The 22,856-nt window shown below is 49.6% G+C and carries 26 protein-coding genes; 2 read left to right on the top strand and 24 right to left on the bottom strand.

Annotation, left to right across the window (positions count from 1 at the left end; translation table 11 throughout):
- From HMPREF0980_RS07750 to HMPREF0980_RS07735, 4 genes are all read right to left on the bottom strand, one after another.
- Complete coding sequence (locus HMPREF0980_RS07750; protein ID WP_242847364.1) at positions 1–1,521, bottom strand: sugar ABC transporter ATP-binding protein; 1,521 nt, start codon at positions 1,519–1,521, stop codon at positions 1–3.
- A gap of 1 nt (position 1,522) precedes the next feature.
- Positions 1,523–2,629, bottom strand: coding sequence for an ABC transporter permease (locus HMPREF0980_RS07745; RefSeq protein WP_049728575.1), 1,107 nt, complete (start codon positions 2,627–2,629; stop codon positions 1,523–1,525).
- A 79-nt stretch (positions 2,630–2,708) separates the two neighbouring features.
- Entirely contained in the window at positions 2,709–3,743 is a 1,035-nt protein-coding gene (locus tag HMPREF0980_RS07740; RefSeq protein ID WP_198146211.1) for a sugar ABC transporter substrate-binding protein, read from the bottom strand.
- 158 nt (positions 3,744–3,901) lie between these two features.
- Positions 3,902–4,933, bottom strand: a complete 1,032-nt coding sequence (locus HMPREF0980_RS07735; RefSeq protein ID WP_049728574.1) for a YeiH family protein — start codon at positions 4,931–4,933, stop codon at positions 3,902–3,904.
- 169 nt (positions 4,934–5,102) lie between these two features.
- On the opposite strand from HMPREF0980_RS07735, the gene HMPREF0980_RS07730 reads away from it, so the two are divergent.
- On the top strand, positions 5,103–5,984 hold the full coding sequence (locus HMPREF0980_RS07730; RefSeq protein WP_049728573.1) for a LysR family transcriptional regulator: 882 nt from the start codon (positions 5,103–5,105) through the stop codon (positions 5,982–5,984).
- Here the strand turns inward: HMPREF0980_RS07730 and atpC are convergent, their stop codons facing one another.
- From atpC to HMPREF0980_RS07640, 18 genes are all read right to left on the bottom strand, one after another.
- A complete protein-coding gene (gene atpC / locus HMPREF0980_RS07725) occupies positions 5,985–6,401 on the bottom strand; it encodes an ATP synthase F1 subunit epsilon (protein ID WP_049728572.1) in 417 nt (138 codons plus the stop codon).
- Positions 6,402–6,408: 7 nt separating this feature from the next.
- Entirely contained in the window at positions 6,409–7,803 is a 1,395-nt protein-coding gene (atpD, locus tag HMPREF0980_RS07720; protein WP_049729165.1) for a F0F1 ATP synthase subunit beta, read from the bottom strand.
- A gap of 11 nt (positions 7,804–7,814) precedes the next feature.
- Positions 7,815–8,711: an ATP synthase F1 subunit gamma gene (gene atpG, locus HMPREF0980_RS07715; protein ID WP_049728571.1), complete on the bottom strand. Its 897-nt coding sequence runs from the start codon at positions 8,709–8,711 to the stop codon at positions 7,815–7,817.
- A 12-nt stretch (positions 8,712–8,723) separates the two neighbouring features.
- Positions 8,724–10,220 (bottom strand): F0F1 ATP synthase subunit alpha, encoded by a 1,497-nt coding sequence (gene atpA / locus HMPREF0980_RS07710; RefSeq protein ID WP_442855434.1) that lies wholly within the window; start codon positions 10,218–10,220, stop codon positions 8,724–8,726.
- Between the two features lie 14 nt (positions 10,221–10,234).
- Positions 10,235–10,768, bottom strand: coding sequence for an ATP synthase F1 subunit delta (gene atpH, locus HMPREF0980_RS07705; protein WP_049728569.1), 534 nt, complete (start codon positions 10,766–10,768; stop codon positions 10,235–10,237).
- On the bottom strand, positions 10,755–11,249 hold the full coding sequence (gene atpF, locus HMPREF0980_RS07700) for a F0F1 ATP synthase subunit B (RefSeq protein WP_049728568.1): 495 nt from the start codon (positions 11,247–11,249) through the stop codon (positions 10,755–10,757). The genes atpH and atpF overlap by 14 nt, the downstream gene beginning before the upstream one ends.
- A gap of 16 nt (positions 11,250–11,265) precedes the next feature.
- Complete coding sequence (gene atpE, locus HMPREF0980_RS07695; protein ID WP_049729164.1) at positions 11,266–11,490, bottom strand: ATP synthase F0 subunit C; 225 nt, start codon at positions 11,488–11,490, stop codon at positions 11,266–11,268.
- A 34-nt stretch (positions 11,491–11,524) separates the two neighbouring features.
- A complete protein-coding gene (locus HMPREF0980_RS07690) occupies positions 11,525–12,187 on the bottom strand; it encodes a F0F1 ATP synthase subunit A (protein ID WP_049729163.1) in 663 nt (220 codons plus the stop codon).
- A gap of 409 nt (positions 12,188–12,596) precedes the next feature.
- Positions 12,597–14,360 (bottom strand): GGDEF domain-containing protein, encoded by a 1,764-nt coding sequence (locus HMPREF0980_RS07685; RefSeq protein ID WP_049728567.1) that lies wholly within the window; start codon positions 14,358–14,360, stop codon positions 12,597–12,599.
- 96 nt (positions 14,361–14,456) lie between these two features.
- Entirely contained in the window at positions 14,457–14,693 is a 237-nt protein-coding gene (locus HMPREF0980_RS07680; RefSeq protein WP_049728566.1) for a carbon storage regulator, read from the bottom strand.
- 2 nt (positions 14,694–14,695) lie between these two features.
- Positions 14,696–15,133, bottom strand: a complete 438-nt coding sequence (locus tag HMPREF0980_RS07675; RefSeq protein WP_049728565.1) for a flagellar assembly protein FliW — start codon at positions 15,131–15,133, stop codon at positions 14,696–14,698.
- A 27-nt stretch (positions 15,134–15,160) separates the two neighbouring features.
- Positions 15,161–15,781: a DUF6470 family protein gene (locus HMPREF0980_RS07670; protein ID WP_330375873.1), complete on the bottom strand. Its 621-nt coding sequence runs from the start codon at positions 15,779–15,781 to the stop codon at positions 15,161–15,163.
- 31 nt (positions 15,782–15,812) lie between these two features.
- Positions 15,813–16,805 (bottom strand): flagellin N-terminal helical domain-containing protein, encoded by a 993-nt coding sequence (locus tag HMPREF0980_RS07665; RefSeq protein ID WP_049728563.1) that lies wholly within the window; start codon positions 16,803–16,805, stop codon positions 15,813–15,815.
- 14 nt (positions 16,806–16,819) lie between these two features.
- Positions 16,820–18,361 carry a flagellar hook-associated protein FlgK gene (flgK, locus tag HMPREF0980_RS07660; RefSeq protein ID WP_049728562.1) on the bottom strand — a complete coding sequence of 514 codons (1,542 nt, stop codon included), beginning with the start codon at positions 18,359–18,361 and terminating at the stop codon, positions 16,820–16,822.
- Between the two features lie 21 nt (positions 18,362–18,382).
- Positions 18,383–18,832: a flagellar export chaperone FlgN gene (flgN, locus tag HMPREF0980_RS07655; protein ID WP_049728561.1), complete on the bottom strand. Its 450-nt coding sequence runs from the start codon at positions 18,830–18,832 to the stop codon at positions 18,383–18,385.
- Positions 18,825–19,151, bottom strand: coding sequence for a flagellar biosynthesis anti-sigma factor FlgM (locus tag HMPREF0980_RS07650; RefSeq protein WP_049728560.1), 327 nt, complete (start codon positions 19,149–19,151; stop codon positions 18,825–18,827). The genes flgN and HMPREF0980_RS07650 overlap by 8 nt, the downstream gene beginning before the upstream one ends.
- Positions 19,152–19,220: 69 nt before the next feature.
- Positions 19,221–20,546: a nucleotidyltransferase family protein gene (locus tag HMPREF0980_RS07645; RefSeq protein WP_049728559.1), complete on the bottom strand. Its 1,326-nt coding sequence runs from the start codon at positions 20,544–20,546 to the stop codon at positions 19,221–19,223.
- Positions 20,518–21,270, bottom strand: coding sequence for a cell division ATP-binding protein FtsE (locus tag HMPREF0980_RS07640; protein ID WP_049728558.1), 753 nt, complete (start codon positions 21,268–21,270; stop codon positions 20,518–20,520). The genes HMPREF0980_RS07645 and HMPREF0980_RS07640 overlap by 29 nt, the downstream gene beginning before the upstream one ends.
- A 66-nt stretch (positions 21,271–21,336) precedes the next feature.
- Here HMPREF0980_RS07640 and HMPREF0980_RS07635 point away from each other — a divergent pair, with 66 nt between their 5' ends.
- Positions 21,337–22,023, top strand: a complete 687-nt coding sequence (locus tag HMPREF0980_RS07635; RefSeq protein WP_049728557.1) for a C39 family peptidase — start codon at positions 21,337–21,339, stop codon at positions 22,021–22,023.
- A gap of 47 nt (positions 22,024–22,070) precedes the next feature.
- Here the strand turns inward: HMPREF0980_RS07635 and HMPREF0980_RS07630 are convergent, their stop codons facing one another.
- A complete protein-coding gene (locus HMPREF0980_RS07630) occupies positions 22,071–22,487 on the bottom strand; it encodes a hypothetical protein (RefSeq protein ID WP_049728556.1) in 417 nt (138 codons plus the stop codon).
- Entirely contained in the window at positions 22,484–22,849 is a 366-nt protein-coding gene (locus HMPREF0980_RS07625) for a flagellar export chaperone FliS (protein ID WP_049728555.1), read from the bottom strand. Before HMPREF0980_RS07625 ends, HMPREF0980_RS07630 begins: the two co-directional genes overlap by 4 nt.
- Positions 22,850–22,856 lie beyond the last annotated feature (7 nt).

Below are 22,856 nucleotides of genomic sequence, written 5' to 3'. Positions count from 1 at the left end.
TTATTTGTCCCCCTTCCCGTTCTGGTTAAACGCGGCTTTCATGATAGCTTCTTTGTCAAATTCTTCTCGCGCAAGCTCGCCGCGCACCTCTCCGTTACCCATGATTATGATGCGGTCACATATCCCCATCAGCTCTTCCAGTTCAGATGATATGACCCAGATGCCTTTCCCTTCGGAAGCCAGATTATTGATGATAGAATATACCTCATACTTGGCGCCGACATCGATGCCTCTTGTCGGTTCATCTACGATAAGCAGATCAGGATTGCTGAGCAGCCATTTGCCGATGACTACCTTCTGCTGGTTGCCGCCGCTCATGCTTTTTGCCGGATTGTTTCCAATTGGCGGACATTTTATCTTCAGCGTGTCTACCATATCCTGCGTACTCTTTTTTACCGTGGAGTCATCTACAATTTTTAGCTTCGTACGGGCCTTTTCAGGTACAGATACGAGAGAAAGGTTATCCCGTATCGTAAATTCCATAAACAGCCCCTCTTCCCTCCGGTTTTCCGTAACGAAAGCCACTTTGTTCTTAATGGCTAGTTTTGGAGTAATCTTCTTGATTTCCCTGCCGTGTATGAGTATCTTACCTTCTTCGTGGGGATCCAGCCCGTATACGATTCTGGCAAGTTCGCTTCTTCCTGAGCCCATGAGCCCGAACATGCCGACCACTTCTCCTTTGTGTACCTTCATGTTGACCTTGTATGTAATCCCCTTCTGGGATATGTCCTTAAGCTCCAGAACCGGCTCTGCAGAAGGGCGGTTTGTCTTAGTCGGATAGAGCTGGTCGATCTCTCTCCCAATCATGGAGCTGATCATACGGTTGATCGTATATTTTTCTTTCCTGTCGTTGTCAGTGATGGTCCCGTCCCTCAGCACGATGATATGATCCGACAGACGCTGTACATCGGCAAGTATATGGGATATGTATATGATGGACTTTCCCTCCTGCTTCAGCCGTTCTATGATGGCAAACAGCTTTTCTGTCTCTCTTGCAGTGAGGGAGGTCGTCGGTTCGTCAAATATAAATATCTGCGGGTCGGAAGACAATGCTTTAGCAATCTCTACGAGCTGGCGCTCACCGGGCGACAGCTTTTCGACAACCGTCTCAGGCGGAACATTCAGATCCACTGACGCAAGCACTTCCTTTACCCTTTCCGCGACGGCTGCCTTCCTGATGATCGGCGTTCCCGGAATACGCGGGTAAGAATCTATGTACATATTGTCAATGATGCTCAGATTCGTGAACAAGTTCAATTCCTGATGTATAAATGCGATGCCGGCCTTTGTGGCATCTGCCGGTTTTTGCGGATGATATGCGCTGCCGTTCAGATAGAGATTCCCCTTATCAGCCTTAAGCACGCCTCCGATAATATTCATAAGCGTTGATTTACCGGCCCCGTTCTCTCCTATAAGACTCAGGAGCTCTCCCTTTTCCAGCGCGAAGCTGACATCTTTTAAAGCTGCAATTCCAAAGAAACTCTTTGCAATATGCTCTAACTGTAATACGTATTCACTCATATTAAACACCTGCCTCATTCTCGATTGACATCTTTACAGCCAGCCTTGTCCTCACCACATCCAGGAATGCCGCTGCCAGAATCACGAATCCTTTCACTATGTTAATCGTGTAGTACGATAAGTTGAACAGGTTCAGCACATTGAACAGTATCGTATAGAACAGTACGCCAAACACGGTCCAGGTGACCTTGCCCTTACCGCCGAGCAGGCTCGTACCGCCCAGTACCGCCGCTCCTACGATGTCCATCGTCAGGTCTTCTCCCAAAGTAGGGCGCCCCATATTCAGCCGGGCGGAGTAGATGGCAGAACCTGCGGCGGCGCAGAATCCGCTGAATGCATAGCAGAATATCGTGACCTTCTTTGTCGGCACGCCGGATACGATGCTGGCCGTCTCATTAGCTCCGGTCGAGTATATCCACTTCCCAAGTACGAGTTTCTTCAATATAAAATACGCGATGACAGTCACGGTCAGAGTAAGTATCGCCGCGTATGGTATGATTCCCCCGAGTGCCCCTTTGCCCAGTTTCTTGAATCCTTCCGGCAGCCCCATGACATTTCTGGACTGCGTAAGGAAGATGGCAAAGTTAAGCAGAAACATCTGTGTGACGAGTGTTACCATGAAGGGCGGCATCTTGAACCGCGCGACAAAAAATCCGTTGAACATGCCTATCAGCGTTCCGGCTATAAGCATTACAAGAATACAGAGCGGTATTGCCATGCCGGAATCTGAAAGCGGGCCTCCTTCCGGTCCGATAAGCCAGCCCCACAGAGGCGTAGAGGAAAAGATATCCTCCTGGAATGAACTGCTCATGAGTACAGTACCAATCACGCTTGTAACTCCTATGACAGATACCTGCGACAGATCAATGCCGCCCAGCAGCAGTACAAATGTCTGTCCGACAGCAACGACGAGCAGCGGCCATAAGTTAGACATTACGTTGAGAAGATTGCTTCTTGTAATAATCCTTGGCACAAATGGGATGACACAGACAAAGCATAAGATCGTAAGATAAAATATGAAATATTCAGACATGAACATATTCATAACAATCTGCTTTGCAGTTTTCTTTCCGCCCTTCGCCTGTGTTTTCTTCGTAAAAACACCCATATCATAACCTCCTTGTATTCTTTTGGGCCGCACGCCGGCAGCTCACTGCCGGGCGGCGGCCCTTATGCCTGCGTGCCTATTACTTTTCAGCGCTTACTGCATTTCCCCACATATCCATTCTCTTTTCTTCCAGATTACCCTGGGTGAGTGCGAATCCGGGGTCTTCTACCACCTCGTCCGGTGCTGCCTCTCCGTCTTCGATGGCCTTTATGATTCCGTTCATCGCTGCATCAGCCTCGTAGAACAAGTCCTGGACTCCTGTAGCATCTACATACCCTTCGTCAATAAGCTTTCCTGCTGTGGAGTCGCCGTCAAGCCCTCCAAGGATAATATGGTCAGCATCCCCTGCTTTCTGCCATTTTCCCAGAGGCTCTACGACAGACTGGATCGTAGGGAAGAGGAAATCAGAAGATGAGAAGATAAAGTCTATCTCCGGATTAGCCTGTACCGCGCTCTGAAGGTTTGCAAGCGCCGTAGCGGCATCCCATTCTGTAGGCACTTCGACTACTTCATTAAAGATGTCTTTCTCTTTCTCGATTGCTGCGTAGAATCCGTTTTTACGTTCTATCGCATTCGGGTCCCCAAGATCACCTACGAGAATACAAGGTGTCAGCTTCTTGCCGGTCTCGTCGAACTTTGCCTTTGCCTGTTCTACCATGTAATCCACCGTAGCCTCTGCTGTCGTGGCATTGTCACACACTACTGTGATATTGCTGCCTTCGTCAGATGTCGGCGGACGGTTGAAGATGACGATTGGAACTTCAGACTCGTTTGCCGCTGTGGTGACTGTCACAGCCGTGTCTCCGTCCACCGGTATCATGATGATTCCGTCGATATCCTGTGTCAGCGCGTCATTGACCTGTTCCAGCTGCTTGTTCGCATCCCCCTGGCAGTTCAGTTCGATTACTTTGTAGCCTTCGTCTTTCAGCGTGTCCGTGATAATCTCATGGGCTGCCACCCAGAATTCTGTTTCCAGGTCTTCAAAGCTGAAAGCAATCGTGAGATCCTTGCTGCTACCATCGCCACTGTCCTTGGCCTCCTCCTTGTCGGCACAGCCTACGAGGAGCGCTGCCATCATTGCCACTGCAAGCAGTACACTCAACAATTTCTTCATAACATTTCCCTCCGTTTTCTTTAGAATTGTTTGTTGTGATTAGAGTATAAGAAAAAGAGACGTCATGTAACAGACGTCTCTTTTTAGATATGTGGGCGGAATTTTTTTAGCTGGCTGCTTTTTTACGGCATGAATGCAGCCTCACGGTATGCAGGTCATTACCACAGACCAAGAAAATGCTGCATCAGCAGGCTTACGGCGGTGATGCCGGCCCAGCAGGCCATTCCCATGAGTATGGGCTTACCCCCGGTCCTGACCAGCTTGACGATATTCGTATTCAGGCCGATGGCAGCCATCGCCATAATGATGAAAAACTTGGACAGCTCTTTCAGCGGCGTGAATACCTCCCCAGAGATTCCCGCACTTAGAGCCACAGTCGTGATAATTGACGCTCCGATAAAGTACAGGATGAAAAATGGGAATACCTGCTTCAGCGACACCTGTCCTGCAGCCTCTTTCTCTGCCTTTCTCGTTCTGATGAATGCAAGCACTAACGTAATCGGGATAATCGCCAGCGTCCTTGTAAGCTTTACTGTCACCGCCTTGTCCAAAGTAGCGCTGCCGAGGCCAAACATGCTGTCCCAGGTAGAAGCGGCGGCGGTTACAGACGAAGTGTCATTGACCGCGGTACCGGCAAAGATGCCAAATCCCTCCCCGGAATGCGTGGAGAATCCAAGTACCGTTCCAAGCATAGGAAACAGCACTGCCGCCAGGACATTGAAGAAGAATATGACAGAGATTGCCTGAGCCACTTCTTCATCGTCTGCGTCAATGACAGGTGCCGTCGCCGCAATGGCGGAGCCGCCGCATATGGAGGACCCTACTCCGACAAGTGTAGATATCTTGCCCGGTATATGCATCGCTCTGTGCAGTGCATATGCAATGAGGAGCGACGTTGATATCGTAGCGATGATGATTGGCAGCGACTGCCTTCCTGTTTCCAGGATTACTCTTAAGTTAAGACCAAATCCCAGCAAGACAACTGCATATTGCAGAATCTTTTTGGAAGTGAACTTGATTCCGCTCTCCAGTTTCCCTTTTTCTTTTATAAATAGTGTAATAACCATTCCCGCCAGTATCGCGATGACCGGTCCACCGATAATCGGAAACTGCTTCCCTAGCAGCCTTGACGGTACTGCTATGGCGATACACAGAAGCATGCCCTGCCAGTTCTTCTTTATAAATTCCATCTCATTTCCTCCAGTATCTTCTTCTTACGCAACATGAAAATAATACCATCGAATCTCCATAATGTAAAATTATAATTATTTATTTTTTCATAAGCATATGTTATCATCATATTATACTTATTGCACTGTTAATAAATATAATAACCTTGTCACTTAAAAGGAGTACCATATGCTGGACAACAGAACCGAGACCTTCCTGGCCGTCTGCCGGGAGATGAGTTTTACAAAAGCCGCCAGATCACTTCACATATCACAGCCCGCCGTGTCACAGCACATCCAATATCTGGAGGACTATTATTCCACGAAGCTTTTTCACTTCGAGGGAAAAAAGATCTGTCTCACAGACGCAGGACTTCTGCTTCAGAAGTCTTTCACCTCACTTCGGAATAATGAAATATATCTGAAGGAACAGATCGCAATACTTAAAAATAAAAGAAACACGCTCCGCTTCGGCGCGACGCTGACAGTCGGCGAATATATGATATCAGAACCACTGATCCACTATCTGAAGTCTCATCCCGATTCCGATGTCACCGTCACAGTAGCCAACACGAAGAAGCTGTTAAGCAGCCTCGACAACGGCGAGATTGACTTCGCGCTGCTGGAAGGCAACTATCCGCACACTTCTTACAGACATCAGGTCTACCGCGAGGAACAGTTTATCCCCGTCTGCTGCCAAAGCCATACTTTTGCACATCATCCTGAGACGCTGCGCGACCTGACGGCGGAAAGCCTCATCATACGGGAGCCGGGCTCCGGCACACGAATGATTATGGAACAGGCACTGGAAGACGCGGATATCACACTGAAAGACTTTGCCAATATCATCACGATCGGGAATATGAATACGATAAAAGAACTTGTAACCGCGGACCGCGGCATAACGTTCCTGTACAAGACAGCGGTAAAAAAAGAGCTGGAGGACGGTATTCTGAAAGAAATAGAATTGCCATCCCCAGGCATCACACATGAAATATCAATCGTATGGAAAAAGAATAATCTCTTTGACGCTTCGTTTGAAGAGCTCTTCGAAGAGCTCTTCCTAATATAATCAGATATATTTTTTCCCGTGCTTCGACGCCCGCAGACGTGTCATGGCCCTCGCGAGGGAAGCCTGCGAAAGATGATATTCCTGTATGCTCTGCTTCTGCCTCAGGCGTTCCTTGGCACGCTCCTTCGCTTCCCTGGCGCGCAGCACATCGATATCTTCCGGACGCTCTGCGGCGTTGACTAGGATTGTGACGCGATTGTTGATTATTTCAGCGAAACCCTTTGATACGACTGCCTCCATCCATTCTCCTTCCTTCGTCTGAAGCCGGAGTTCGCCAATCTCTACCGCCACCACCATATTTTCATGATGGGCCAGTACCCCCATCTGCCCTTCCGGCGTCGGAAGGATAACGTTCTGGCAGCGGCCTTCAAAAAATACTTTATCGCTGCATATAATTTTTAAGAAAAATGTATTCATGTCTCACTTACACTTCCTTTTTCGCTTTTTCCTTTACCTCTTCCAACGTTCCTACATTAAAAAATGCGTTCTCTGGATATGCGTCCATCTCTCCGTCGATGATCGCTTTAAATCCGCGCACGGTCTCCACAAGCGGCACATATCTTCCCTTGACGCCGGTAAATGTCTCTGCGACAGAGAACGGCTGTGACAGAAATTTCTGAATCTTTCTGGCTCGGTTTACCGTCATCTTGTCTTCTTCCGACAGCTCCTCCATGCCAAGTATGGCAATGATATCCTGCAGCTCTTTATATTTCTGCAGTATCTCCTGCACTTTTCTGGCCGTCTGATAGTGCTCCTCGCCAACGACATCTGCCTCCAGTATGCGGGATGTGGACTCCAGCGGATCCACCGCCGGGTAGATTCCCTGTTCTACTATCTTCCTTGACAGAACCGTCGTCGCATCCAGATGAGAAAATGTCGTCGCAGGGGCCGGGTCTGTCAAATCATCCGCGGGTACATATACCGCCTGCACGGATGTGACGGAGCCGTTCTTCGTGGACGCTATCCTCTCCTGAAGCGCTCCCATCTCCTGTGCCAGCGTGGGCTGGTATCCGACTGCGGAAGGCATGCGGCCAAGAAGAGCGGACACCTCAGATCCTGCCTGCACGAAACGGAATATGTTGTCTATAAAGAGCAGCACATTCTGATGCTCCTCGTCCCGAAAGTATTCCGCCATCGTAAGGCCGGTCTCCGCCACACGCATACGTGCTCCTGGCGGCTCATTCATCTGGCCGAACACGAGCGCGGTCTTGTCCAGAACCCCCGACTCTTTCATCTCTGTCCACAGATCGTTTCCTTCCCTGGAACGCTCGCCCACGCCGGTAAATATGGAATACCCACCGTGTTCTGTTGCAATATTATGTATCAGCTCCTGTATCAGTACGGTCTTTCCCACACCGGCTCCGCCGAACAGGCCGATCTTGCCTCCTTTGGCATACGGTGTCAGCAGATCGATAACCTTGATTCCCGTCTCCAGGACCTCCACCGCCGGACTCTGCTCCTCGAAGCTGGGGGCTTTCCTGTGTATTTCCCACCGTCTGCCGCCGCTTTCCATCGCCTTCCCATCGTCAATGGCCTCACCAAGCACATTGAACAGGCGTCCGAGCGTCTGCTTTCCTACCGGTACTCTGATGCCTTCGCCCGTGGCCGTCACCTCCATGCCTTTATACAATCCGTCACTTGACGCAAGCATGATGCAGCGGGCAATATTGTTGCCCGCGTGCTGTGCCACCTCCATGACGGAACGGCTGCCGTTGTTGTCAACTTCCAGCGCGTCTTTTATGTACGGAAGGTCCTCCCTGCTGTCAAATTCCACATCGACGACAGGCCCCATGACCTGTATAATTCTCCCTTTTGCCATCATCTCTGATTTCACTTCCTTTTCTGTGCATTGGCCCCGCCGATTACTTCTGTAAGCTCCTGGGTAATATCGGCCTGCCGCACACGGTTATAAGTTATCTTTAATTCACCGAGCATCCCGGACGCACTGTCGGTAGCATTCTGCATCGCCTGCATACGTGAATTGTGTTCGCTGCAGTACGACTCGACGAGACATCCATAGATGATGCCATTTATATAATTCGGAACGATGCTGTCCATCACGCTGTGGGCAGAAGGATACAGCGTAACCGCTTCCCGGTATACCCCCGACAGATAAGGTATATTCTCCGGCGTAAAGTCCATCCGCTTGAGCGGAAGCAGCTTTATCTTCTCCGCTTCTGCCTGCATGGCATTCTGCATCCTCGTATAGATGATGTAGATATCATCCAGCTCTCCGGCCTCAAACAATTCCGTCATCTTTGCCGTTATGAGACGCGCCCTGTGCATTGTCGGATGCTGCACCGTATACCGGAAGTCCGTATCGACCTCCAGGCCGTCTTTTTTGGAAAAGTACTGCCGTCCCAGCTCTCCCAGTACGAACAGCCTGTGTTCCCCCGGTTCTATGAGCATTTCCTCCGCAAGCCTGATTATGTTGTGATTATATGCGCCGGCCAGCCCCTTATCAGCGGTAATGACGATACATCCCGTCTTCCGCTCATCCAAAGACTTCTTCTGCCGTCCGTCGAAGAAGTGGCTGTGCATGTCAGGGACATGTCTCAGTATCCTGGCAATCTCAGCCTGCATCGCATAGAAAAATGGCTCTGTATCGTTCAGCCTCTTTTTGGCCTGCTTCATCTTAGAGGAAGAAATCAGATACATCGCGTTTGTAATCTTCCTTGTCTCCTGGATGCTTGCCATCCGTTCTTTCAGTTCTCTTGCGTTTGCCATCGTTACACCTGCTTATCTGTTTTCTTTATATTCGGCAGCCGCTTTTAAGATTTTGTCTGTCAGCGTACCGTCCAGCGTCTGCTTCTCTTCTATCTCTTTTCCGATTTCAGGATACGTCTTCCCGATATAATCCAGCATTCCTGCCTGAAATTCCTTCATGTCTTTCGTGTCCACATCAAGAAGCACTTTATTGGTCGCCGCACAGAGCGTGATGACCTGCTCATGCAGGCTGAGCGGGCGGCAGAGTGGCTGTTTCAGAAGCTCGGTGAGACAGGCTCCATATTTCAGCTGCAGTTTCGTGGCCTCGTCCAGGTCTGAGCTGAACTGTGTAAAGGACTCCATCTCACGAGCCTGGGCCAGATCTATACGCACGCTGCCGGAAGCTTTTTTCATCGCCTTCGTCTGGGCAGCTCCCCCTACACGTGATACGGAGAGTCCGACGTTGACCGCGGGACGCATGCCCGCGTTGAACAGGTCGCTCTCCAGGAATATCTGGCCGTCTGTAATGGATATTACGTTTGTAGGAATATATGCGGATACATCCCCGGCCTGCGTCTCAATAATCGGTAGCGCGGTGATGGAACCCCCTCCCGCCTTTTCGCTCAGGCGGCTGCTTCGCTCAAGAAGACGCGAGTGCAGATAGAAGACATCTCCCGGGTATGCTTCCCGGCCAGGCGAGCGTCCGAGAAGAAGGGAGATTGTCCGGTAGGCAACTGCATGCTTCGACAGGTCATCATATACGATGAGTACATCTCTTCCCTGATACATGAAGTATTCCGCAAGAGCTGTTGCGGAATACGGCACGATATACTGAAGCGGGGCGCACTCACTGGCTGTGGAGCAGAATACGGTCGTATACTCCAGAGCACCATAAGAGCGGAGCGTATTGACAAGCTGTGCTACCGTGGATGCTTTCTGTCCGATTGCCACGTAGATACAGATGACATCCTTCCCTTTCTGGTTCAGTATGGTGTCCACCGCTATTGATGTCTTGCCTGTCTGCCTGTCACCGATGATCAGCTCCCTCTGTCCCCGTCCGATAGGAAACATGGAGTCTATGGACAGGATGCCTGTCTGAAGCGGTACGCTCACAGACTTGCGTTCCACGATTCCGGGTGCCTCCTGTTCCACGGGGCGGTAGCCGTCCGACTTAATCTCACCCATCCCGTCAATCGGCGCTCCGAGTGCGTCCACGATTCTTCCTATGTAACTGTCACCAACCGGGATTCCGGCCCTCTTCCCGGTACGAGCCACCTTAGTCCCTTCTTTTATATCAGAGTCGTCTCCAAAGAGGATGCAGCTTATCTCATTCTGCCGTATATCCTGCACCATGCCTTTCAGACCTGTCTCCAGCGTGACAATCTCGCCATACATGGCATGGTCTATGCCATAAACAGAGGCAATTCCGTCACCGACAGAGACCACCGTCCCGGTTTCCTTGTCTCTGCTCACTGTATCATAATTCTCTATCTCTTCTCTTAAGATCGAGATAATTTCATCCGCGCTGATTGCACCCAATCTCTTCACCTCCAGGTTAATTTTTGTTCCAGCCTTTCAAAGCGGCTCCGTACAGAATAGTCATACTCTCTGCCGTCCACGTACAAGAGGAATCCACCGATAAGCGACTTATCCTCTTTCATCTTCCAGTGCACGCCGGACGCTTTGTATTTCCTGCATATGAACTGTTCCATCTTTGCAAGACGTTCCCCGGCAGGTGGTTCGGCATAGACAAGCCTCGCGGTCACGATTCCTGCCTTCCTCGCCACCCGTTCTTTGTATATGTCTATACTTTCGACTACATATCCAGCCTTCCCATAATCCGCAGCAACCTTCAGGAAGTTTCTCACGGCTGCCGGAAATATCCGGTCAATGACACGATGCTTTGCCTCTTTCTGTACGACCGGGCTTTCGAGCACCTCTGCAAGATTGGGAGACTGTTCAAGGATTTCAGCCGTACGGGTCAGAATTTCCTCCGGTACATCAAGTTCCGCCAGCACGGCTGCATACCTGACCGCCGTCATGGAACGGCAGTCCCGGCTACTATCAGCTGTCTTCATGGCTGTCACCCGCCTCCTCCAGAAATAAATCATAGGCCGCCTGGCTGTCAACACGGCCATTTTGCCCCGCTGCAATCTTTTTAGCCGCATCCATAGCAAGTCCTGCCACTTCCGATTTCATGCGGCGCATCGCCTGCTCTCTCTCTGCCCGGATAGCATCCCTGGCTGTCTGCAGCATTCTGCCCGACTTGGCATCGGCGTCACTTACGATGCGGTCATACTCATGCTTTGCGTCCAGCTTTGCCTGCTCAATCAGTTTTCTGGATTCTTCCCTGGCACCGCCTAGAGACTCCTCATACCGCTTCTTAAGTTCCAGCGCTTTTTCCTGCTCCGTCTGTGCATGTTTAATTCCGTCCGCAATCATGGCTTCTCTTTTCTCCATGATACTCGTAATTGGCCGGATTAAAAACTTCCTGAGCAGAAGAAAGAGAACGAGCAGGTTTATCATCTCTAATACTAGATTAAAATCTAATCTCAGCACTTTCCCGTACCTCCTCTTATTTTAAGAAGAAAACAATCAGCAAAGCGATAATAAATCCATAGATAGCAGTTGCCTCTGCGAGCGCACATCCGAGAATCAACGTCTTGCTTATCTTGCTTTCTGCCTCCGGCTGTCTGGCGATAGCGTCTGTCGCCTTTCCCGTAGCAATCCCGATACCGATTCCTGCACCAAGGCCCGTCAATACTGCAACTCCTGCACCAATAGCTATAATTGTACCCATCATAATTCTTCTCTATCTCCTTTTCTACTTTTTACTATTCCATTTCCTCATTCATAAATAAAGCAGTGAGGAAAACAAACACGTACGCCTGTAACAACCCGTCAAATATATCAAAATAAAAACTAAGCGGAATCGGTACAAGCAGCGGAACTACAAGCTTGATCAGTTCCATTACAACAAAGCCCCCGAGCATATTGCCAAACAGCCGCATGCAGAGCGACAGCGGCCTGATAAAGACTTCCAGCACCATGATAGGCGCGACTACAGGAACCGGGCTGGCGAAGTGCCTCACCCAGTGCTTACCTCCGTTCTTTCTGATGCCGGAATATTCAATCAGAATCATGCTCATGACTGCCAGCGCCGCCGTCACATTCAAGTCTTTTGTGGGAGGTTTGAAGCCAAGCAGCCCTATCACATTCGATACCGCCAGGTAGAGGGCTACCGTAATCAGATAGGGAACATACCTCTTGTTCTCCTTGCCGATGATCCCCTCAAAGAAATCCTGTGCCCATCCGATGGAAGATTCCAGTGCAAGCTGCAGCCTGCCGGGATGTTCCACGCTTAGGTTTCTCACAAATACAACCGACAGGATGGTAAGCACCGCCATGATGATCCAGGTTACGACGATGGATTCATCCACGGCGATACCCCCAAATACCGGAATCGTAAAAACGGTCTGGCAGTTTAACTCTTCCAACAGATTCTTTGTCAGCTCTTCCGTATTATCCCCTTCCTTCATGTCTTTTTCTGAAACGTAATAACTCCCGGATGACTTTAAAACGAAAGCATCCGAAAGTTGTATACACATTACTGCCAATGAGATATTTTGTCAACAGCTCTTCCTATTAAATGTATGTGCATGTATATAGGTATTTTTTAGTTATTTTTTAGCTATTCTGCTTTTTGCATTTCTCAATTTTTATACACATTTTCAAATTTTAAATTACTTTCAATTGGTTATGATTTTTCAAGATTAAAATTATACAATTTTTACTTTTTTTTACATGAAATTTTTTGTATCGTACGAATAAAAATTGGTAGTATTTTACCCGTCATACCAAACGGCAGCCGGGCTGTATTGCCCGGCTGCCGCCAAAACATATGTATTATCCGTTACTCCCATTCCCGGTCCCGGGACGGTTTCCGCTGTACTCCACCCTGGGCTCCCCTGAGTAGATGCAGTACGTGTTCTTGCCGGAGCTTTTTGCCTGATACAAGGCGATATCGGCATGCTCATACAGCGAGTCATAAGCATCGCCGAAATCAGGACAGAGCGCAATTCCAATGCTTACTGTTGTCTGGAACTCTCGCCCCTGCTCTGTGACATGTGTACGTGTGGCAGCGGCATTTAATCTTTTTGCTTTTTCCTTAATGCTTTTTATGGAACGGAGATTCGCTGCATACACGCAGAATTCGTCTCCTCCAATCCTTCCTATGATGTCTTTTTGGCGGAAGTGGGCGCGGATTACTGTTGCCATCTCCTTCAGCAGGCGGTCCCCCGCACGGTGTCCGAAGGAGTCATTGACCATCTTAAAATTATCCATGTCGATGATGAACATAGCTCCCGCCACAATCCGTTCGCACAGTTGGAGTTCAATTTGCTTTTCCAGCGCAGAACGATTATACAGCCCCGTGATGCTGTCTATCTGGGCCGCGTTCAAGAGTTCATTCTCCTGCTCCACGCATTCATTCACATCCATCAGGTCAATATATGCGATATTGTCTCCTGTAGCGTCTTCATTGACGGTAATGATTCTGGCTTCCACCCAGATCCATTCCGTATCTTCTTTACACCCGCACGGATCCGGCAGCGTCCAGTTTACAGATCTGTTCAGATATTGTGAAGAGATTCGGAAGCGGAACGCATGGCTGCTGTTTTTTCCGGCCACCTGCCGTTCTGGGGAGTGAAGTATACTTTCTTCCAGCACTTTCATACGGTCATCCGGATGCACATTCGCGCAGATTTCTTCCCGCAGAAGGCGGGAGTAGTTATTGAGTCCTCCGGATTCTATATATTTTGAAAAGTAAGAAAGCCCTTCCACAATACAATTTTTTCGTATATTGACGGTATAGCTCACAATCGCCTGCCTCTGTATGGCGGAGCGGAACTCCTTCTCCTGCTGCAGCGCCTCCGTAAGATCGCTGTTCTTCTGAGCGGCCCGCTCCGCACTGCATTGCAGCAGTGCTATCACATAGCTGCACGCAAGTATCAGAGGGTCTTTTAATATCAGATCTTGATACACCGGAATGCTGATGTTATCAGGTATGCTGTCACTGAACAGCACAGGCACCGTGACTGCTGAAGCAATAATCAGCGCTACGCTGCCAAGAGCCATATAGGAGAAGAGAATCATGCTCTTTTCTCTCGAATGCATAAGGACCGACAGCTCTTTGGCGGGCATGAACCTGGCAAGCAGGAAAAGTATGACAGATGCCGAAAGCAGAGCCAGCGTAAATATCCCTATGCGATATTCCGCCGAGAAAGGAGAGCATACTTCCCTGTAGGACCACAATCCCATAGCGGCCACGGCCAGATCGTGTACCACGCCAAAGTTCAGGAGGAATGCCGAGAGTATGAACAGATAGGCCCATATGCTGTCATTTGATACAAGCCTGAGCTCCAAGACGGTAACAATAGGCACAAGGGCCATCATTACATACGGTACCGGCCTGTCTGCCGCCGTCTCTGCAAGCACCGCGATAATTCCGTTGAAGCTCCCTGCCAGCAGTACGGTCCAGACAGATACGCGGAACTTTGAAAGTAACTTCCTGACCCAGTGAAAGCTTGCAAACGTAAATAATATGGAAGCTAAAAATAAGATACCCGGACTGGATAGAAACATATAAATAACCGAATGAAAGCTTTTCATAATGACACCTCCTGCACTCTCAAACATCTTTGTGCGGTAATAATAAAAAGCCTTAGAAACAGCCGTTTCCAAGGCAGTTTAATATTTCCCGCCAAATCAGCCGTTATGCCGGTCTGAGCTGAGAATACTTTTTATCTTTTGTATCTGGTCCCGTCCTGCTACCGCTTCCTGGTTGACGATGGCAGCCTCCGCAAGTTCTTTTCTGAGTATCTTGACATCTTTCGGCGCTTCAATCGCAAGCCTGACCGTATCCGTACCGATATCGACGACAGAAATCTGAATATCCTCTCCTAATAGGAGCGACTCTCCTTTTTTGCGCTGTAAGACAAGCATATTCAGACCTCCTCTTTTCCTATGTCTTTTAACGTGTGGCGGAAGCAGTATGTATCCGACTCCAGTATGACCTGTACGGCCTTTCTGCTGACCGTATTGACGACAATCGGGCACTTGAAGTTGACCGTACTGTCTTCCGGGCTGTCACCGACTACGCATATGACATAAAAAGACAGATCCGCCTCATCCTCTGCCTCCAGCTTATGATAGATATCATCCGGCAGACGGGGCGCATAATCGTTCATGAGCAGAAACGGATTCATGATGATAAAGGACAGGCTCTCATCCTCTACGCTGAGCAGATTCAGTACAGCGTCACTGTCTTCCGTAATAGGAAGCGGCAGGAAATGTTTATAGTTCTCAAATCCGAACAGCCCTTCCTCAAAGCTGATCAGTTCTTCTTTCTCAAAAGGAAAGCTGCTCCCTCTCTCTTCCATCATACCATTACTCCCCCTGTCCTTATCCGCCTATGCCCTGACATCTACTACTTCTCCTGTAAAATGTGCTGCCGCGCTCGGCGGAACGTATATCGGTTCTCCCATATACTCGATTTCCACATCCGGGTACTGGGATATGGAAAGCTCAATGGTTCCCGGTATGAATTTGACGTCACCTTTGTCAATCTTCATATCGAAGTTCAGCTTGTCCATCTCGTACCTGATAGAAAGTGAAGGCGCCTCCCAGTTGATGTCCGGCCCCGTTGTCGGGACAAATCCCATCTGGAACTGTCCGGTCGGCAATGCGGTCCTCTGTTCGAACATGGACCGCAGCGCTTCGCCGCCCTCACCTATTTTGGTCTTCAGCAATAGCTGCCCCTCCTTCGCGAACTGGGCGGTAGCCTGGTAGGCCGCCTGTTTCCCCTTTTGTGCGGACTCGCTTATCGAGGTCTTCGTGGTAGGTACGACGGAGTTCCTCGCCTCATATGTATCCAGATGCAGCCGGATCGGCCTGCTCCTGATGCTCATGCCGCCTTCATTGCGGCTGATTTCCATCTCTGCCGTGCCGTTTCTGCGCTCCAGCTTCGCGTTATTAATCTTCAGTTCATACTCGATTGGTATCGTCGTAATTTTAAGTAATTGATTCATCATCCATCACCTCACCATAAAATCAATATACATGTTACTTCATAAAATCAAGCAGAGAGTTTGACAACAGGCTCGTTCCAATTTTCAATGCAACATTGTACACGTATTGGGCATAAGAAAAGTTCATCAGCGCTTCTGCTTCATTAATATTTACCGTGCTGTCAAATTGCGTCGTTATATTGAGCTTCTCATTATCCAGACGCTGCTGCGTAGAGGTAAGAAGCTTTGTCTTCGTACCTATCTCGGTCAGGCAGTTCTGTATATCTCCCGCACCCTTGTCAAACTGCGTCCAGAGCTTCTCATAAGCCTCCTTGTCAAATTCATCTGCATCCAGCACGTCTGCCATCTGCCCCATGAGCACAATCATGTTTTTGCTTGTCCCGTCATCCTCCTGTCCGAACCCTACTGCCTTTATTCCCGGAAAGGCAGCGTCAAATGCGCTGGATGACACGATTTCTCCTCCCGAAAAGGTGAGTCCGAATCCAAGGTCTATATATGAGTGCTCTTTTGTAAGCTTTTCAAGCTCAGCGGCATTGGCCGGATCATTAACATCAAGCCCCCGGTACGTAACCGTCCCGTCGTCCTTTAGCTCGAACGGCGCGTTCTGTCCGTCGGAGCCTGCCATCGCGAATACGTTGCCGAATTTTGTGTTCAGGGCATAGACCATAGATTTCTGCATCTCACGGAATGTGGCCGCATATGTATCCCGCACGCTCGCATTTGTGCCTGAGACAGCTTCCACGCCGTAGTTCTTATTCACTTCTTTTGCGACATTGCTCAGCTGCATGAGGACATCCTCCTGGGTATCCTGCCACTTCATCGTATCCTCCACCGCATTCCTGTAGTCGCTGTTTCTGGCATACCTGTTTTCCAGTATTGTCGCTCTGGCCGCCGCAGAAGGGTCTTCATATGATTTGCTGAACCGCCTGCCGGTCTCTGCCTGCCTGCGTGCCTTTTCAAGTCCGCTCAAAGTAGAATTCAGATTATTCTGATAGTTTCTTCTAATCATATTTGTCGTTATACGCATCTTGCTACCTCCTGCTATCTTCCTACCACACCCGTATCATTGATCAGCTTGTCCAGCATCTCATCCAACGTTGTCATAAGTCTGGACGCGGCATTGTAAGACTGATGGTACCGCATCAGGTCCATCACTTCTTCATCCATGTTGACGCCGGATACCGCGTCTCTCGAGTCTGCAATCTGGTTCAGCACCGTGAGGTGGTTATCCAGTATGGAAGAAGAAGCCTTTCTCTCAATGGCCTGTACATCCTGTATATTGTCAAAACAGTTCTGAACCGTGCCCTGGAATATCGTGATATCTGCCCCGCCAGTGTCTTTTATCGTAAAGGTCTGCTTGTCGCTGATAAGCGCGTTGATCATAAGCTGCACATTCGCATAAGCCGTAGACGGGTCTGTCCCTCCGGTTCCGTCCGATTTTTTAATCGCTACGGTTCCGTTCATCCATCCGTCCGATATCTTGATGTTGGACGCTGTAAACGGCTGCCCGGCACCGCTGCCGTCACTCTTTTCAAACAGCGGATCCCCGTTCAGGTCATTCAGCACAGTGGCCATCTTGTTCACAAATGCGTCAAACATGCCTCTGTAATATCCGATGCCTTTTATGTCCGTGCCGTCAAATATCTCTGCTTTGTTCAGCATGTCTAGATTGCCTTTCAGCACCCCGTTCTGGATGAGATTCGTAATATCGGTCGCCGCCGCCGGGTTAAGGGCATCCGTCACCTCCACCGATACAGGAATCCCTCCCGTGCTGTCAAAGCTGAATTTTCCCGCCTTCGTATCTGAGATGAGCGTGTGCGTCGCCCCTGCACTGTCTTTGAACGTGACTTCCAGCAGGTCTACTTTTTCCCCGCTTGAAGTATCGGTCTTATACGTCACCTTTATCGGAAGATATGTAGCGAGGTCGTCCAGCAGCTGGTTACGCGTATCCTGAAGCTCAAGTGCCGGATTCCCAAGTACCTGGCTGTTTTTGATCTCTTCGTTCAGGTTCTTTATCTGCTCCAGGCAGGAATTGATATTCGGGATGATGGAGTCCTCCATCTTTTTTATCATCTCTGCCTCTAGATCATCCAATGCAGTGGCTTTTTGATGGATGGCGTTAATGAGTGTCTCAAAAGAAGAGCGCACGAGCCTGTCCATGCTGCTCTCTCCTGCATTCTGAGGCGTTGCCAGATTCTTAAGCTGCGAAATGACGTCGTTGAATGCCTCCCGGACAGCGGCGCTGTCTGTCTCGTCAAAGATTTCCCCTATTCTGCTGAGTATCTCGTCTGTGGCGTCTGCGGTACCCACCTTCGTTATCTGGTTCCTGTACTGGATATCCAGAAACGGATCCCTGATCTGTGTGATACCTTTCATCATGACCCCCTGGCCGACTTTACAGTCGAAGACAGAGCTGCTGTAGCTGGCCCCCACCGGCGAGATGCTTGCCAGATCGAGACGCTGCCTCGTATACCCCGGTGTATTTATATTTGATAAGTTCTGGCCCGCAACGTCAATTGCCCGCTGGTTGGCATTTAATGCCTGCTGTGCCATTGTAAATCCGCCAAATGTTGAACGTATCATTCTGCTGTCCTCCCTTATATTCTAAACGCTTCGGTCTGTCATGTGCTTTTCCTGTTTCAGCTCTTTTCCACTGTTTTCGTATCGCTGGCCTTCCCTCTTCTGAATCTCCTTGTCCAGCTGACGGATATTCACTTCTATCATCCGGGCCGCATCTTCGCTTACTTCCTGGAACATCTGGATCTCCCGGCTCAGAGACTCGAACAGCCTGAGGAGCTCTTCCTTCTCCGCCCCTGAGAAACGGTCCAATATCTCCTGAAAACGCATGCCGCCGAACCCAAGTTCCTCCTGCTTCTTCTCACGTGCCTTGTCCAGCCCCTTGAGACGCATGACGAGGGACTGCTCCTTCGTCATACATTCTTCTACCGCGGATACCTGGTTCGTTCTCCCCGCATTCAGCTTGATGTTCTCTATCGATGTCAGTTCCTGGAATAAGGTAATTAGTTCTTCTAATATCTTGCTGAACTCATTCATCGGCGTATTCTCCCTTCTGCAGGAGGATTCTCGAAGCTGCCGCATCCGCGTCCACTTCATATCTTCCTTCTGAAACGGCTTTCTTCAATGCTTCTATTTTTTCCGGAGGTGTTGTCATCTGTATCTCATGCATCGTCTTCTGTGTCAGATTCTCTGTTATTTTCTTTTCCTCAATCTGTCTGCTGTTGGCGGTAATCAGAATCTCGTCAAAGTTCCTGTCCCCTTTCTCATTCTGGACTGCCCTGCTCTCCTGGGCTGTCTGAGCGAGCTTATTTATATAATGATTCGATAGATTGTTGCTGTCGATTGAAATACCCATATCCGCTGCCTCCTTCCATATCTGAATAAACTTCTGTATATTTAGATTATCGTCATTCAAGTATGAATATTAAGGTTTTCTCTTTAACTTTTGCATCTGTTTTCTCAGTTCCAGACGGACATCTTCTGCAAATCCGAAGCTCCTGCGCCGGAAGTTCCTGATTTTTCTCTCCACGTATTCTTTCTTTGGGTCGATAGCATTGCGTACTGCCTCTGCCTTCGGACGCCAGAACGCAGTCCACGCACGGCAGATTTTCCTGATTCGTTTGGCCGCCGCAAGATAAGCCTGCTGCCTCCCCATCCGCCCAAGCCTCAGAAGCCAGCAGACAGGGAGAAGCCACCGCATTCTGTGAAGGGACGGAAACATCGTGTCCATATAGTCCATATGCGGGAAGGCCCAGTCCAGAATCTGTTCCCTTCGTTTTCTTCTGAGATCTTTTTTGTAAAAATCCGCCACCTCTTTTACGAGCGGGAGCAGAGTTGCGCTGATTTTCCTCCCCTGCACTCCTTTTGTCAGAATATATTTCTCCATCGCATCAAACACCACGTCATTTTCCGGAAAGACCATACCTCCGAACCAGTATGCCGCAAGCTGTATCAGATACATGTGGAACTCCTCGAGCTTTAGATATTCCAGCTCCTTATTGATCACCTTCCAGTCCAGGTCTTTGTATACCTTCAGATAATAGAGCCATAAATCAGCCATGTCCCGTATATCCAGGCTGCCCCGCGCGTAATTCTCGGCAGCGCAGCCTATGATATGGATATAATACTCCTCAGGAATAAAGGTATGTATATATCTGTGGTCTTTCTCTTTCTCATAGCTTTTGACCGGTATGGCAAAGTATTTCTGCATCTTCTTGTTCGTAAAGGGAAGTTCCGACCTTATGACAGCCATAACGCCCGGAACTTTGTAATACCAGGCCTCCCCTTCTGTCCTGGATTCCTTCTTCTCATAGTCCAGGTAGGCCATCACCTCGCTGACCTTATCCTCTTTCCCTTTTTCTGTCAATAGCCTGACGCATTTGAGCGCTCTCATATCCTGTTGGGGATAATAGGAGCGCATCCGGTATTCCTGGAGGACAACCGTGTGTATCTTCCATTCTTCCATCAGTTCCAGCAATTCGGGCACTGCGGAGGAATATCTCTCCTCTGCCAGCACTGCCTGGTGGAACCGTTCTTCAAATTTAGGCTTCCACGGAGCCAGCTTTTCTCCCTCCATGCCGATTACCGCATAGTATATCATATTCGCCACACCATGATAATCCGATAGCTTGTACAGGCTTCCCCACTCGGGCTGTTTATTCCACTTTGGAATCTCGTCTCCGTTGATTAATGTTTCCAACAGCTGAAGCAGGCATTTCACTTCATAATTTCTTATTCTTTGCTCGCTCATGAACTATCCTTTTCTCCTCAAATATGTCCATCCTCTTCAAATCATAGATCGCTTTCTTTTCATCTCCGGCTACGGCCCCCGCCACAAGCGTTATCACCCTTTTCTTCATGATAGAGACGAGCTCTCTCGAATGGCTTGCAACAATCATAGTCACGCCGAGCCTGTTGAGTTCATCCAGCAGGCACATCATATCCCAGGCGGCGCCCGGGCTTAAGTTCGCGGTGGGCTCATCGACAACCATAATTTTGGGATTCATGACGATAGCCCTTGCAAGCAGCGCCCGGGCCGCCTCTCCTACCGACAGTTCTCCCGGACGGGCATGCGCCCTGTGGGCGATGCCTACGGTTGACAGCGTCTGCTCTACCCTCTTCTTTATGAGATGCCGCGGCTGTTCCGTGGCATACATGGCAAGGCTGATATTTTGATATACATTCCGGTCGTTCAGCAGGCCAAGCTCCGCCTCCATTATGCCAAACTGCCTGCGGTAATAGGGCAGCTGGTTATTTGTCAGGCGCCCTGTCTCACAGCCGCCCACCCATATTTCCCCTGACGTGGGGAACAGCTGGGCGCTCAGAAGCTTGAGCAGCGTACTCTTTCCCGAGCCGCTTCTGCCTACGATAAATACAAACTCACCATGTTCTATTTCAAAAGAGGCATCTTCCAGGCCGATAGTGTCCTGGCCGAATATCTTCGTCACATGATTAAACTTTATTTCCTTCTGCATTTCTTATTTTTCCTCATTATATACCGATATATAGATATGTATCATTCATTGAAGGAGGTCGTCCGTATGAAGACTTTTTCCCGTGTTCTTTCCGTTTGCTGTGTCACAGCTCTATGCAGCATGCCCTTGTCGGCTTCGGCCGGAACCTTTCCTTCCGAAGCCGGTTCGGCGCCTGCCGGTACGGCAGTACCTGCTGACGCAGAATCCCCGGTGGTTGTATCCGACAGCGGCTGCAGCATGCCTGTCGCCATGTACAGCCAGAGCGATCCGTCCTGGGCGGGCTACCTGTACGGGGGGCGGGATCCCATGGCGTCTTATGGATGTGGCCCGACTGCACTCGCTATCGCAGTCACTTCACTGACGGGGCAGAGCGTCTCACCGGTAGATACCGCCAAGTGGTCATACGCCAACGGATATTTTTCTCCCGGCAGGGGCTCTGTCCACGGGCTTATTCCCCGGGGCGCTGAAAGCTACGGGCTGAAAGCAGAAAAGCTTGCGGCCATTACACCGGATTCTCTGCGCATGGTACTGTCTGCGGACAAGCTGCTCGTGCTGCTCATGGGACCCGGAGACTTTTCGGATACGGGCCATTTTATCGTCGCCTACGGTTATGACAGCAGCGGATGTATCCTGATTGCCGACCCTGCGAGCCCGGAGCGGTCTTCTGTGACCTGGGCTGCCGAAACACTTATAAGCCAGCTGTCGAAAACCGCAAGAGACGGCGGACCGGTATGGGTGCTTTCCAAACCATAGAAAAATCCTTTGAAGCAGTACACGCCTGTATTGCTCCAAAGGTTTTCTTATTGCTTATAATAGGAATCGCTGCCTGCCAGGCGTTTGCTCGTCACCCGGTCTATCTCCATTGTCTGCTGCCAGATGTTCTTTGTTTTTTCCACAATGTCAGCCGCTTCTCTCCACATGTCCGAATCTGGAAGCTGCGTCTCTTTAAGCCTGCCGTCAAGCAGATTGGAAAGTCTGTGCATATCCTCTTCCTGCACGCTGGCAAGATAAATCTGGATGTTCCGGTCACACGCCACTGCCGCCTCCAGCTCTTTCCCCCGCATATCAAGCACCATCTGGGCCGTCACCTTGTCATCTCTGGACAGGCCGTCCGCCAGCTCTCTCGTCAGACGGCATATCTCATCCATATGTCTGAATTTAACTTTCAGCTCCTTTATAACCTCCTTAAGAAGGCCATCTATATACTCCCCGCTCATACCGCCTTCTCCGCCTCCGCAAATGTATCCCGCAAATCCTTGATCAGCGGCTGCAGTTCCCGGATTATCTCTTTTTTCCTCCCCGCTTTCAGCCTGCTCAGCTCATACAAAAAGAAGTCATAAAGGCTGGAAAGTTCTCTGCTCAGCGTATACTCATAGTTCAGCGTATCTTTCAGATACTGGACGATTTCCACCGAGCGGCCCGCCGACTGTTCAAACAGTACATAATTTTTCGTATCCAGTGCCAGCTCAGCCCTTTTCAGCCTCTTCAGCAGTTCATCATAGAGCAGAAGCAGCAGCTCTCCTTTTGTCATGGTCATGACGGACTGCTCTTTGTACTGGCGGTAACCATTTTCATTCATATGCCTA

Origin of the sequence: Dorea sp. D27, from assembly GCF_001185345.1 — a bacterium.
Lineage (GTDB): Bacteria > Bacillota > Clostridia > Lachnospirales > Lachnospiraceae > Extibacter.
The sequence above is the reverse complement of the archived record's forward strand: the minus strand, read 5'-3'. Positions and strand labels throughout refer to the sequence as shown.

Bases quoted from the DNA above. Each gene is read 5' to 3' on its own strand.
- HMPREF0980_RS07750 (WP_242847364.1), bottom strand. From the start codon at position 1,521: ATGAGTGAATACGTATTACAGTTAGAGCATATTGCAAAGAGTTTCTTT.
- HMPREF0980_RS07745 (WP_049728575.1), bottom strand. From the start codon at position 2,629: ATGGGTGTTTTTACGAAGAAAACACAGGCGAAGGGCGGAAAGAAAACT.
- HMPREF0980_RS07740 (WP_198146211.1), bottom strand. From the start codon at position 3,743: ATGAAGAAATTGTTGAGTGTACTGCTTGCAGTGGCAATGATGGCAGCG.
- HMPREF0980_RS07735 (WP_049728574.1), bottom strand. From the start codon at position 4,933: ATGGAATTTATAAAGAAGAACTGGCAGGGCATGCTTCTGTGTATCGCC.
- HMPREF0980_RS07730 (WP_049728573.1), top strand. From the start codon at position 5,103: ATGCTGGACAACAGAACCGAGACCTTCCTGGCCGTCTGCCGGGAGATG.
- atpC (WP_049728572.1), bottom strand. From the start codon at position 6,401: ATGAATACATTTTTCTTAAAAATTATATGCAGCGATAAAGTATTTTTT.
- atpD (WP_049729165.1), bottom strand. From the start codon at position 7,803: ATGGCAAAAGGGAGAATTATACAGGTCATGGGGCCTGTCGTCGATGTG.
- atpG (WP_049728571.1), bottom strand. From the start codon at position 8,711: ATGGCAAACGCAAGAGAACTGAAAGAACGGATGGCAAGCATCCAGGAG.
- atpH (WP_049728569.1), bottom strand. From the start codon at position 10,768: ATGAAGACAGCTGATAGTAGCCGGGACTGCCGTTCCATGACGGCGGTC.
- atpE (WP_049729164.1), bottom strand. From the start codon at position 11,490: ATGGGTACAATTATAGCTATTGGTGCAGGAGTTGCAGTATTGACGGGC.
- HMPREF0980_RS07685 (WP_049728567.1), bottom strand. From the start codon at position 14,360: ATGAAAAGCTTTCATTCGGTTATTTATATGTTTCTATCCAGTCCGGGT.
- HMPREF0980_RS07680 (WP_049728566.1), bottom strand. From the start codon at position 14,693: ATGCTTGTCTTACAGCGCAAAAAAGGAGAGTCGCTCCTATTAGGAGAG.
- HMPREF0980_RS07675 (WP_049728565.1), bottom strand. From the start codon at position 15,133: ATGATGGAAGAGAGAGGGAGCAGCTTTCCTTTTGAGAAAGAAGAACTG.
- HMPREF0980_RS07670 (WP_330375873.1), bottom strand. From the start codon at position 15,781: ATGATGAATCAATTACTTAAAATTACGACGATACCAATCGAGTATGAA.
- HMPREF0980_RS07665 (WP_049728563.1), bottom strand. From the start codon at position 16,805: ATGCGTATAACGACAAATATGATTAGAAGAAACTATCAGAATAATCTG.
- flgK (WP_049728562.1), bottom strand. From the start codon at position 18,361: ATGATACGTTCAACATTTGGCGGATTTACAATGGCACAGCAGGCATTA.
- flgN (WP_049728561.1), bottom strand. From the start codon at position 18,832: ATGAATGAGTTCAGCAAGATATTAGAAGAACTAATTACCTTATTCCAG.
- HMPREF0980_RS07650 (WP_049728560.1), bottom strand. From the start codon at position 19,151: ATGGGTATTTCAATCGACAGCAACAATCTATCGAATCATTATATAAAT.
- HMPREF0980_RS07645 (WP_049728559.1), bottom strand. From the start codon at position 20,546: ATGAGCGAGCAAAGAATAAGAAATTATGAAGTGAAATGCCTGCTTCAG.
- HMPREF0980_RS07640 (WP_049728558.1), bottom strand. From the start codon at position 21,270: ATGCAGAAGGAAATAAAGTTTAATCATGTGACGAAGATATTCGGCCAG.
- HMPREF0980_RS07635 (WP_049728557.1), top strand. From the start codon at position 21,337: ATGAAGACTTTTTCCCGTGTTCTTTCCGTTTGCTGTGTCACAGCTCTA.
- HMPREF0980_RS07630 (WP_049728556.1), bottom strand. From the start codon at position 22,487: ATGAGCGGGGAGTATATAGATGGCCTTCTTAAGGAGGTTATAAAGGAG.
- HMPREF0980_RS07625 (WP_049728555.1), bottom strand. From the start codon at position 22,849: ATGAATGAAAATGGTTACCGCCAGTACAAAGAGCAGTCCGTCATGACC.